The sequence below is a fragment of the Haloarcula sp. CBA1122 genome (assembly GCF_009741785.1).
GTDB lineage: Archaea > Halobacteriota > Halobacteria > Halobacteriales > Haloarculaceae > Haloarcula > Haloarcula hispanica.
The window spans coordinates 34,949-46,476 of record NZ_WPCB01000028.1; the positions used below are offsets into that span (position 1 = coordinate 34,949).

Sequence of the window (11,528 nt, forward strand, 5' to 3'; positions counted from 1 at the left end):
CCATGCGGGACACCAGCCAGCGACGGAGTCGGCGTGGGTTCCTCGGAACCCTCGCGCTGGCTGCGGCGACCAGCGCAGGCTGTAGCAGCCTCGGCGGGACGCAGAACAGCCAGTCGGACGACATCGGGGCCGGCGGCTCGACGCCAACGCCCGCGCAGGGAGACGATGGGCCACATCACGACGAGGCGCACGGCCACACGCACACAGACGGCAGTCACGACCATGGCGAGGGACACAGCCACGGCAACGAACACGCAGGTAGCGACGACGAAGCCGACGGTACTGCCGACACCGAACTGGCCGCGTTCGAGTCCAACCTGCGGAAGTGGTTCGTCGACATCGACTCGCTCGCCGTCGAAGACAGCCGCGTCAGGCTGACGTACGTCACGAAGAGCACGCGCGGCCACGAACTCGCGGCCGGCATCGAGACGGTCGTCGTCTCGTTCATCCAGGCGTACACGGACGACTGGGGGGTCGAGGGCCTCGACGCGGAGGTGATCGAGCCGTCCGGCGACGTGATGGGCTACTGGCGAACCGAATCGCGGTGGGTCGAACCGGTCGTCGAGGGCCACGAGACGCGGACCGCGCTCCTCGAACGGACGCTCGACACGTACCACGGCCGCCTCACTCGCGATCACGATCACGGGGAGGCTGGAACCGACCACGGCGGGAACGAAAGCTCTCACCAGCACCACAACGGAACCGAGCACGCGGACCACTGACGGCGGCAGTGTCGTCACTGCCGTCACTGTCGTTCTGATAGCGAGAAGCTGGGACGCTCAGGTCCGAAAAGCGCTCTATCGTCTCAGACCTTCAGCAACGACAGCAGGCTGACGCCGACGTCGAAGTACTCGATGAGGCGATAGCCGACGAGGATTCCGAGGATACCCATGACACCGGCGAGATTCGGTGGGGCCGGAATGGGAACGTCAAGCAGTCCGAACACGACGCCGGTTGCGACGCCAGTCATCGTCGCGACGATAACGAGCGAGAGATTCATCGGTCGGTCACCGCTGTCCCACAGCGAGGAGCCACGCAGTCGCGTGTCGGAACGGCCCGAGAGCGACCAGTGGGTGTGTTTGATGTGTGTGTCATTGGTGCCGTAGAGAACGGGTTCGAGCGATAAGTATGCTCCTCATCGAGCCAGCAGTGGTGAGTAGTAGCACACACCAAGCCCAGACAGTGTTGCAAGGCCGAGAAGGACGCTCGGATATCTGAATTAGCGTCTTTTGTGTTTTTATCTCCAGATATCCACAGTATCTCAGGCTGATATGGCCGCATATACGATAGATAATAATAGAAGTCGGCTAGATAGAGAGAAGATGTGTATTCTGTAACCATACAGTGCATAGACAGAATAGAATAAGCAATAGACACAGATTGAGCGGCGCTGGTAGACCGAACACTGGCGACGACAACCAGAATAGCCTCCGGGAGGCTGGCGTTTATAAGCGAGCCACGGGAAGTGATGACGATGCAAGCCGTTCAGTTCGACAGTCACGGCGATCGTGATGTGCTCGAGTATGGCGAGTTTCCCGACCCCGAACCGGGCCGCGACGAGGTCGTCATCGACGTGAAGGCGGCCGCACTGAACCACCTCGACATCTGGACCCGTCGCGGACTCCCCGGCATCGACCTCGATATGCCACACATCCCGGGGAGTGACGCCGCCGGGGTCGTCGACGAGGTGGGCGACGGCGTTTCGCGGTTCGAGCCGGGCGACCGCGTCGCCGTCCTCGCCGGCAAGAGCGGCGGTGGCGACGAGTTCACGCGGAAGGGCGACCCGACGCTCGCGCCTGATTTCCACATCATCGGCGAGCACGTCCGGGGTGTCCACAGCGAGTACGCCGCCGTGCCAGCGGAGAATCTCACGCCAGTCCCGGAGGGCGTCGACTGGGAGACGGCCGCCGCGTCGCCACTGGTGTTCCAGACCGCCTGGCGGATGCTCCGTGACCGCGGCGACCTGAAGGCCGGCGAGTCCGTTCTCGTTCTCGGTGCCTCCGGCGGTGTCGGCCACGCGGCCGTCCAGATAGCCGACCACGCCGGCGCTGAGGTGTTCGCCACTGCCAGCAGCCAGGAAAAGCTCGACTACGCCGAAGAACTGGGCGCGGACCACACCATCAACTACGAGGAGGCGGACTTCGCGAGCGAGATTCGGGACCTGACCGACGGCCGCGGCGTCGACATGGTTGTCGATCACATCGGCGCACAGACATGGCAGGACTCGCTCAAAAGCCTCGTCAAGGGCGGCCGGGTCGTCACCTGCGGCGCGACCACCGGCGGCAACCCGGAGACGGACATCAACCGCATCTTCTGGAACCAGTTGCAGGTCATCGGCTCGACGATGGCCACCCCGGGGCAGGCCGACGAAGTGCTTGATCTGGTCTGGCAAGGAGAGATGGAGCCGCGAGTCCGCGAGACGCTGCCGATGAGCGAGATCGCTCGGGCACACGAGATAATCGAGGACCGCGAAGGCTTCGGGAAGGTCGTCGTCGTTCCCGACAGCGAACTGTAGGGCCGCCCCCACATTTTTCTCGTTACTCCGCCCCGAAGCGGGCCGTTGCAAAGTCCTCGAAGGGAGCAGAGTACTGCATCAGCATCGTCCCGAGAATACTCATCACGAGCACGTAGGCGACAGTAAAGGAGTAGACGGCGTTGGCTAGCTCGGACGACAGCGACGTGCCTGCGCCGGTCAGTGCGACGGCGGCGATGATCAGAGAGAACTCGCCGCGAGTGACCATGCCGAGGCCGACGCGTATCGACCGACGGGGGTCGAGGTCGTACGCGCGGCCGCCCAGATAGCCCGACAGGATTTTCGTCGGCGTGGTGACGACGACAGCGGCGGCGACCAGCCCCGCGACGCTTGCGAACAATCGGGAGTCGGTCTCGACGCCGATCCAGAAGAAAAACACCGCTGCAAACGTGTCGCGGACAGGCTCCAACAGGTTCTCCAGTTTATGTGTGTGGGTGGTCGAGGCGAAGGCCATCCCGACGAAAAAGGCAGCGACAGCTTCGCTGACGCCGATAGCGAGGGCGATGCCGGAGACGAGAACCGTGATGCCGACGGCTCGTATCACTGTGAACTCATTCGAGTTCGTCTGCAGGGCCCGCTCGAACCACGGCGTCCCGTAGCGGGCCAGGAGCAGGAGCGCGACGATGAACGAGAGCGCGACGCCGACGGAGGTCACGGCGGCCCCCACGTCGGACCCGCCGTCGACGAGAGCGGCGGCTATCGTGAGATACACTGCGATGACCAGGTCCTCGAACACGAGCGTCCCGAGCAACGGGTCGGCCTCGTCGTTGGCGATCCAGCCGAGGTCGATGAGCGACTTCGTGATGATGGCCGACGAGGAGATGTAGACGATGCCAGCGACCAGAAAGGCCGCGAGCGGGTCGCGAAACAGCGCGAACCCGAGCAGGAGACCGGCACCGAAGTTGATGGCGAGGTCGATGGTCCCCGCTCTGGTGATGCGCTCCCAGCGGTCCAGCAGCCGGTCGAGATTGAACTCAAGCCCGAGGAAAAACAGCAGGAAGACGATACCGAGCTCCGCGCCGAGTTCGATGAACTCGGAGGACTCGACGACGGGGAGGCCGTAGCCGGCGACGGAGAATTGCCCCGCAACCGACGGCGACAGCACCATCCCAAAGACGATGTAGAACGGAATCACCGACTTGTTCAGCCACACGGCGACGAGGGTAGCGACCGCGACGGCGGCGAACAACACACCGATACCGAGCAGGTCAGCCACGGCGGTAGCCCCCCAACGAGCCGGCTACAGGCATCTGTCTACAGCTCTCCGCCAAGGAGCTGCTCGAACCGCTCACAGTTGTCGCGTTCGCCGATGACGACGATTGTGTCACCGGCCTCGATTTCGGCGGTGGACGCGGGGGCGGCGATGACGTCGTCGTCGCGCTGTATCGCGACGACAGTGACGCCAGTCCGCTGACCGACATCAGCGCCAGCCAGCGTCTCACCGACCAGCGGTGAGTCGTCCTCGACTGCGTACCACTCGAGCAGCGTGCCCTCCGACAGCATCGTCTCGACGTGATTGGATTCGACCGGCTGGAAGTACGCGCCTTCGAGTATCGTGCCGACTATCCGAGCCATCCGGTCAGAGAGTTCGAGCAACTTCACAGAGTCGGCGTCCTCGCTCTCTCTCAGATACAGTTCGCGAGTGCCCGTGTTGTGGGTCACGACGACCAGTTGTTGGCCACCGCCGATGTCCACCTCGTGTTTCTTTCCCACGCCGGGCAGGTCACTCTCGGTCACGTCCATAGCCCGAGATTGCGGTCCAGCATCCATAAGACCCGGTGCCCGCTGCGCTGCACAGACGGTCGTCGATAGCCGGTACGACGGGGGACCCAAAGGTATTAGTGGGTTCCTGCCAACGTTCAGGCAAGCCAACTTTCGCTAAAACAACTCAGCTTGTTTTAGCGTTAGGAGCTACCAATGCCACACGACACACTCCTGCTCATCGGTCGGGACACGTCACGCGCTACGCCCTACGAGACACACGCTCGCCGTCTGCGCGAGCGCGGGGTAGCCACCGACGTGAGGGTGCTGACCTACGACCACGAACCCCGTCGGGAGTTACGCGACGAACTGGTAGCCATCGATGCGGACCGGGTGTTTGCGCTCCCGATGACCGTCGCTCACGACCACACGACAGTCACGGACGTTCCGGCGGCGCTCGAGGAGGTCGACGCCGAGACGCATTACTGCGAACCGGTTGGGCGAAGCCCACTGCTGACCGAAGCGCTCCGTGATCGTGCCGCCGCTGCGGTACCGGAAGCTGCCGATTCGTCCGTCGCACTCGTTGCCTTCGGCTCCAGCGGCAAGCCGTATCAGCGGCAGGTGACGGAGTACCACGCCGAGCGCCTGCGCGAGCGGTCGGCCTTCGGCGAGGTCGAACCGTGCTATCTGCTGCAAAACCCCGCCGTCGAATGTGTCAGGTACAACCTCACCCACGACCACGCCGTCGCCGTGCCGCTCTTTCTCGCGCCGACCGACGCAACTGAGACGCAGATTCCCGCCAAGCTCGACCTCGACAGAGGCGGGCTCGCCTACACTGACACGCTGGGCGACCATCCGCTCGTCACCGAGGCCGTCGCAACCGCCGTCGAGACGGCACGGACGATGGCCGACACGCGCACGCCACAGACGTTCGAGGCGACGCTGGCCGCCACAAACCGGCCGATGGCGACCGACGGCGAGGGCGATTAGGGCTGTCGCGGCGGCAGTGCCGAGCTCCCGTCGACGAGAGGAAGCGATTTGTACCCACGGTACATTCTGGCACGTAGATGGTTCGCCGACGAGTAGCGCAGACGCGGGAACAGGTCAAAGAGAAGCTGGTGACCGCGCTGATAGAGGACCACTCTCCGCGAGAGGTCGCGATGAGCTTCAGCGTCGGTGTGTTCCTCACCGCGCTACCGACGCTTGGCACTGGGTTCATCGCCTTTCTCGTCCTCGCGTACCTGTTCAGACAGCTCAGCAAGGTCGCGCTGTTTGCCTCGGTGCTGATACTCAATCCGCCAGTCAAGTGGGGCGTGTACGCGTCGAGCTTCTGGCTCGGCAACCGGATTCTGGGGCCGATACCCGGGCTATCATTCGACGGTGTGTCGATGTCGATGGGCGGCGACGTGCTGGTCCGACTGTGGACGGGGAACATCATCCTGGCCATCGTGTTCGCTGCTATCGGGTACGTGCTGGCGTTCCGTCTGATAAACGAATACAGGCGGCGGCAGCAAGAGCCCGCCGCAGTTAGCTGACCGCAGTAAAACGGCCTCAGTCTCGCCGCACGACGAACACCGACAGGTCCGAGAACCGCGTGTCGTCCCTGCCGCCACCGCCAGCATCTTTGGCAAGATCGCCGAGCGTCGTCGCGGTCCGGTCCTCGTCGTCGTGGGTCAGTCGCTCGTAGACCAGCACCGGCAGCTCGGGGTTGCCGCCAGCGTCCAGCAGTTCGGCTGCGACGTCTTCGGGCATCAGGTCGAAGGGGCGCGGCAACACGAGCAGGTGTCGGTCGCCCACGTCACTCCGGAGCCGGTCGAGGTCGATGGAGAGGTCGCCGCTCTTGTGGAGCGTCACAAAGGTCGTGTCCTCCATTGGCGTCCGGGCGCGACTGGCAGCCAGTTGCAGCGAGGAGATGCCCGGCACGATACGAACCGGCCGGTCGACGGCGCGCTGGACCTTCCCGACGAACTGGTAGCCCGAATGGTTCGGGTCACCCATCGCCACCGCAGTCCCACGCTCGCCGTCGGCCACGCGTTCGGCGAAAGTCTCCAGCGTGTCGAGTTCGTCCCGGTAGCCACAGGTCAGCAGGTCCGCGTCGGTCCGGTCGGCGACGAAGTCGACGACCGTCTCGAAGCCGACGACTACGTCAGCTTCGCGAATCGCCTGCTCACCGCGCGGCGTCAGGAAATCGAGGTTCCCCGGGCCGATGCCGACAGCGTGGACCGGCCGGTCGGCGTCGGGGTCCTCGGGCGCGCTCGCCGCGATGGCCGCTGGGTCCGGCCCGCTATCGAGGTCGTAGTCGTCGCTACTCATCGAGCGTGAGTTCCCCGTCTCGTACGTCTGAGGCTACGTGCACCAGTTCGTTCGTCAGCCCGGCGGCCAGTCCGCTCCCGCCGCGGCGGCCGACGTTCGTGATGGTCGGCACGCCGTGCTCGGCGGCGACCTCGCGGAGCCGCTCTCGGCTCTCGGCGGCCTTGACGAAGCCGACGGGCGTGGCGACGACGACCGCCGGGCGCGTGCCGTCCTCAATGCAGTCCGCCAGCGCGAGCGCGGCGGTCGGCGCGTTCCCGACGACGGCAATCGCCCCGTCGTAGACGCCCTGCTTGTCGAGTTCGAGCACTGACGCGGCCGTGCGGGTCATCCCGGTTTCGGCGGCCAGTTCCGCGCCGTTACCGATGGCCTTCTGGACCGGACAGTCGTGCCCGCGGCCGGTGATGCCGGCCTTGACCATCGTGATGTCGGTGACGATGGGTTGTTCATCGAGGACAGCGCGAGCCCCCGCACGGACCGGTTCGTCGTCGTCCGTCCCGGTGAACCGCATCAGGTGCTGGAACTCTGGGTCGCCGGTCGCGTGGACGGACTTCTGGCGGATGCGGTCGGCCAGCGTCTCGTCCGAAACGAGTTCGCGGACGCGGTCCATCGACGTCTCCGCGATATCCATCGCGTTCGAGGTGGTCGCGCCGAGGTCGGCGTACTCCTCGAAGTCGTCCTCGCTGTTCGTGTCGCCGTCTGTCGCGTCGTCTGTGTTAGTCGTCATCTGAGGTCACCTCTGTCGAATCGTTGCTGGAGCCAGCCCCGGCACGGGCCTCCAAATCACCGTCCACCTCCAGGTTCAGATCCCGCAGGCGGTCCCGCGTCTCGTCGTCGGCGTCCCAGAGCCCGCGGTCGATAGCTTCGAGTAGCGTGTCGGTGATCGAATCCAGCGCCCAGGGGTTCACGTCCCGGAGCCACTCCTGACGGTCCGCGTCGAAGGCGTAGCGTTCGGCCACGTCCTCCCACAGCGTGTCGCTGACCACGTCGGTCGTCGCGTCCCAGCCCAGCACCACGTCAACCGTCGTCGAGAGGTCCCCGGCTCCTTTGTAGCCGTGTTCCTCCATCGAGTCGAGCCACGAGGGGTTGAGCACGCGGGCGCGCATCGCCTTCCGGACCTTTTCCTCGTTGGTGTAGACGTCGACGTTGTCCGGATCCGAGGAGTCCCCGACGTAGGAATTGGGCTCCTCGCCGGCGATTTCCGTGACTGCGGAGATGAAACCGCCGTGGAAGGCGTACCAGTCCGAGGAGTCGAACTCGTCCTGTTCGGCGGTGTCCTCGATTTTGACCGTCGCGTCGACCGAGGACAGGCGGCGCTCGAAGGCGTCGTGGGCGTCGCTGACCCGGCCCCGGGACCCCATCGCGTAGCCGCCCCACTGGACGTACACGTCGGCGAGGTCCGAGCGGTCGTCCCAGTTGCCCTCGTCGACGGCCTTGTTGGTCCCGGCACCGTAGCCGCCGGGGCGAGTGGTGAACACGCGGTGTTTCGCCGCGCTCTCGGCGTCGCCCTCGTCCATGCCGTCGGCGACAAGGTCGTTGGTCTCCTCCTCGACGTGTTTCTTCACGTAGTTCATCTCGTGCGGTTCGTCGAGGTCGACGACGGCGTCGACGGCGTCGTGGACGACCCCCGCTGCCGCCGGGAACGCATCGCGGAACAGGCCGGAGACCCGCGTCGTCACGTCGATGCGCGGGCGGCCGAGTTCCTCGAGCGGAATCGGCTCCACGTCCTCGACGCGGCCGGCGTCGGACCAGACCGGTTCGACGCCCATCAGCGCGAGCACCTGCGCAATTGTCTCGCCGCGGGTCCGAACCGTCGGCGTGCCCCAGACGACGACGCCGATTTCCTCGGGATACTCGCCCTCGTCGGTCTCGTGCCGTTCCAGCACGCCGTCGGCGACCTCGCTGCCCACGTCCCACGCCGTCTTGGCCGGGACCTTCCGCGGGTCCAGTGTGTAGAAGTTTCTGGCTGTGGGGAGCAGGTCGACACCGCCACGGGTCGGCGCGCCGGAGCCGCCGGGTGGGACGTACTCGCCAGCCAGAGCATCGGCGGTGCGGGGAATCTCGTCGGCTGCGCCGGCCACCCGGGGGGCCGCCTCCTCGCAGATGTACGCCAGCGCCTCGCGCAGGTCGTCGTGTGCGCCCGAGCGCACGCGAGCATCCCCGAGCGGTTCGATGTCGACCACGAGGAGGTTCATGTTCACCTCCGAGGTGCTGTCTTCGAGTTCGCTCTCGGGCACGTCGAAGTCGTGCTCGGCCAGCGTCCGGACGAGGTCTTTGCTGGTCTCGTGGACGTGGTCGGCGGCCTCGGCGTAGGTCATCCCCAGCGCCTCGTCGTACTCGCCGGGGGCGTTGCGCAGTTTGTCGTAATCGACGCCGAGCACGCCAGCGACGCTCTCGCGCAGGGACGGCGCGCCGGGGTTCTCGAGGCGCGTGAGCGCGACCAGGTAGTCGACCAGTCGGTCGTCGGCCGGCGGCTCGCCCATCGTGTGCAGCCCCTTCCGGATCTGCGTCGTCTTCACGTCGGTGAGGTACTCGTGGACCCGTTCGACGAGAGCGTCAATGTCGAGGTCGTCGCCAGCCACGTCACCCTCAGCGAGCGTCGACCCGGCTTCGTCAGGGCCACGTACGTCGGCCTTCTCGTCGATTTCGCCGGCGATGCCGAGTTCGACGGCGAGGTCCAGTTCGTCGACGGTCTGGCGGAGCTGCTCGGCGAGGTGCTCGCCGTCGTCGGTCCGGGCGTCTTCCATGCCGGCCTCGCGGTAGCGGTCGGCCAGTTCTTCCAGGTCGGCCAAGTCGTCGTAGGTCCCGGCGTTGGCCATCACCGGCGTCAAGTAGTCCACGATGGCGGCGTAGGACCGCCGCTTCGCCTGGGTCCCCTCGCCGGGGTTGTTGACGATGTACGGGTAGACGTTCGGGATGTCGTCGATGAGCTGGTCCGGCGCGCTCTCGCCGTCCAGCCCGACAGTTTTGCCCGGTAGCCACTCCAGACTGCCGTGGGTCCCGAGGTGAACGACAGCGTCCGTCTCGTAGCTGTTGCGGAGCCAGCGGTAGAAGGCGACGTAGTCGTGGGGCGGCTGGAGGTCCGAGTCGTGGTACACTTTCGAGGGGTCCATGCCGAACCCGCGTGGGGGCTGGACCGTCACGAGCACGTTTCCGAACTCCACGCCGGGAATTGCGAACGGGCGCTCGGGCGGGTCGCCCCACTCCTCGACGACGTTCTCGCGGAAGTCCGCGTCCAGCGTCTCGAACCACTCGCCGTACTGGGCCGGCGAGACGGTGTCGACGCTCATCTCGCGCACGTCCTCGGGCGCGACCCAGCGGTCGTCCAGCGTCAGTTGGGCGGTGAGGCGTTCGACGAGGGACTGGCCGCTGTCGGGCATTGTGTCTCCCAAATCGTAGCCGCGACTGTCCAGTTCCTCCAAGAGGTTCACCGTGCTCTCGGGCGAGTCCAGCCCGAACGCGGTCCCGATACCGTCGTCGCTGGGCGGGTAGTTGTGCAACACGACGGCGACCTGCTTCTCGTCGTTTGGCGTGTGGCGCAGTTCGGCCCAGTTCACCGCCAGCCGAGCGACGTGGTCGATGCGGTCGTCGATGGGGAAGTGCTGTTTCGGCGCACTGCCGATGTCAGCGGCGTCGTCGGTGCGCTCCTTGCCCGAGATGGGGTGGGTGATGACGTTGCCGTCGAACTCCGGCAGCGCCACCGAAAGGGCGAGTTCGAAGCCCATCACGCCCGTGTCGCTGCTGTCGTAGCGGGACCGGGAGCGCATCGTCGTCACGGTCTGGATGACCGGGACGCCGAGTTTGTCGAGGAACACGTCCTCGGCGCTCTGGCCTTCGTCGTCGGCGCTGCGGCCGCGTTCGTCCATCGACAGCGAGAACATGAACGACGAGCAGACTGCATCGACCAGCGGGTTGCCGTCGGCATTGAGGAGCCACTCCTCAGTGACCTGTTCGGCGTTCCACTGGCCCTCGGCGTCGGTCGCCGGTTCACAGAATATCGGGAGCGCGTTCGCCCCGTGGGCCTCGATGGCCCGGACCTGCGCGTCGACGTAGCGGGTGTTCTCGTGGGTCCAGTGGGACTCGTAGAACCACACGGCGACCGTCGGCTCCGCCGGGTCGAATGTCGCCCGCAGGTCGTCGATGCTCGCGCCCGGATGGTCAGGGTGATACACTCCTTCCGTTGGCAGTGTCACCGGCTCGTCGTACGAGGGGTCGGCGTCGCCGTACTGCGCCACGAGGTAGCGGAGGCAGTTGGCGACGTTGCTCGCCCCGCCCTTGTCGAGGTAGTCGTAGACGGTGTCGCGGTGCTCGTCCGGAACCGACGTGTCCTCGAAGGCGAAGGCGTCGCCCGTCGCTTTCACCACGAGCGGGACGCCGGCCTCGCGCAACCGCTCGACGGCCATCTCGTAGCCGGGCATGCTGTCCTCGGCTCCGTGGAGCCACAGGATTACGGCGTCGGCGTCTGTCAGTTCGTCGACGAACGCCTCGACCGCTGGCTCGTCGTCGAGGTCGCTCTCCGAGCGCACGACGAGGTCGGCGTCGACCTCGTCCGCGGCCCGCTGGACGGCCCCGAGTTCGTTCTCCGTCGCGGTGTAGAGTCCTAGCTGTGGCATAACGTTATTAAATCTCCGTTTGCACTAATACAAGTATGGTTGTACTCGGCGACGGCAAAAAAGCTTCGCAGGAGGCCTCCTTCGCAGCCGTGGTGGGCCAGCGGGACCTCAAAGACGGGTTGCTGGCCGTCGCGACAGACGACGACCTCGACGGCCTGCTCGTTCGCGGCGAGAAGGGGACGGCGAAATCGACGGCCGTGCGCGCCCTCGCCGACCTGCTGCCCGAGCAGCGCGCGGTCGCGGACTGTCCCTACGGCTGTCCACCGGACAGGCCGGAGGCCCAGTGTGACGACTGCCGGACGCGGGCGGACCCACCCGTCGAGACGCGGTCGGTGCCACTCGTCACGCTCCCGCTCGGGCGCGACCCGGGA

10 protein-coding genes and 1 pseudogene are annotated in these 11,528 nt (G+C 65.9%); 5 read left to right on the forward strand and 6 right to left on the reverse strand.

Translation table 11 applies throughout. The annotated features are described in order from the left end of the window. Positions 1–2: 2 nt before the first annotated feature. On the forward strand, positions 3–722 hold the full coding sequence (locus GJ630_RS12180) for a hypothetical protein (RefSeq protein WP_191449964.1): 720 nt from the start codon (positions 3–5) through the stop codon (positions 720–722). 83 nt (positions 723–805) lie between these two features. On the opposite strand, the gene GJ630_RS12185 is transcribed toward GJ630_RS12180, so the two are convergent. After that, positions 806–1,000, reverse strand: coding sequence for a XapX domain-containing protein (locus GJ630_RS12185; RefSeq protein WP_004518274.1), 195 nt, complete (start codon positions 998–1,000; stop codon positions 806–808). Positions 1,001–1,474: 474 nt separating this feature from the next. Between GJ630_RS12185 and GJ630_RS12190 the strand changes: the two genes are divergently transcribed. Next, positions 1,475–2,515 carry a zinc-binding dehydrogenase gene (locus GJ630_RS12190; protein ID WP_044951606.1) on the forward strand — a complete coding sequence of 347 codons (1,041 nt, stop codon included), beginning with the start codon at positions 1,475–1,477 and terminating at the stop codon, positions 2,513–2,515. Positions 2,516–2,537: 22 nt separating this feature from the next. On the opposite strand, the gene GJ630_RS12195 is transcribed toward GJ630_RS12190, so the two are convergent. Both GJ630_RS12195 and GJ630_RS12200 read right to left on the reverse strand, forming a co-directional pair. After that, positions 2,538–3,749, reverse strand: a complete 1,212-nt coding sequence (locus GJ630_RS12195) for a cation:proton antiporter (protein WP_371727489.1) — start codon at positions 3,747–3,749, stop codon at positions 2,538–2,540. A gap of 38 nt (positions 3,750–3,787) precedes the next feature. Beyond that, the gene (locus GJ630_RS12200) at positions 3,788–4,276 is read right to left on the reverse strand and encodes a cation:proton antiporter regulatory subunit (RefSeq protein WP_014039280.1); all 489 of its coding nucleotides are present in this window, start codon (positions 4,274–4,276) and stop codon (positions 3,788–3,790) included. Positions 4,277–4,450: 174 nt separating this feature from the next. Here GJ630_RS12200 and GJ630_RS12205 point away from each other — a divergent pair, with 174 nt between their 5' ends. Next, positions 4,451–5,224: a CbiX/SirB N-terminal domain-containing protein gene (locus tag GJ630_RS12205; protein ID WP_014039279.1), complete on the forward strand. Its 774-nt coding sequence runs from the start codon at positions 4,451–4,453 to the stop codon at positions 5,222–5,224. 77 nt (positions 5,225–5,301) lie between these two features. Further along, positions 5,302–5,769: a DUF2062 domain-containing protein gene (locus GJ630_RS12210; protein WP_014039278.1), complete on the forward strand. Its 468-nt coding sequence runs from the start codon at positions 5,302–5,304 to the stop codon at positions 5,767–5,769. 16 nt (positions 5,770–5,785) lie between these two features. Here the strand turns inward: GJ630_RS12210 and GJ630_RS12215 are convergent, their stop codons facing one another. From GJ630_RS12215 to cobN, 3 genes are read right to left on the reverse strand one after another with little or no spacing between them, the layout of a single operon-like run. Further along, positions 5,786–6,547 carry a cobalt-precorrin-7 (C(5))-methyltransferase gene (locus GJ630_RS12215; RefSeq protein WP_191449965.1) on the reverse strand — a complete coding sequence of 254 codons (762 nt, stop codon included), beginning with the start codon at positions 6,545–6,547 and terminating at the stop codon, positions 5,786–5,788. Then, a complete protein-coding gene (locus GJ630_RS12220) occupies positions 6,540–7,271 on the reverse strand; it encodes a precorrin-8X methylmutase (RefSeq protein ID WP_050037434.1) in 732 nt (243 codons plus the stop codon). The genes GJ630_RS12215 and GJ630_RS12220 overlap by 8 nt, the downstream gene beginning before the upstream one ends. Continuing rightward, entirely contained in the window at positions 7,261–11,157 is a 3,897-nt protein-coding gene (gene cobN / locus GJ630_RS12225) for a cobaltochelatase subunit CobN (RefSeq protein ID WP_191449966.1), read from the reverse strand. Before cobN ends, GJ630_RS12220 begins: the two co-directional genes overlap by 11 nt. Before the next feature lie 35 nt (positions 11,158–11,192). Here cobN and GJ630_RS12230 point away from each other — a divergent pair. Further along, positions 11,193–11,528: pseudogene (locus GJ630_RS12230) on the forward strand (magnesium chelatase); the annotation flags it as partial.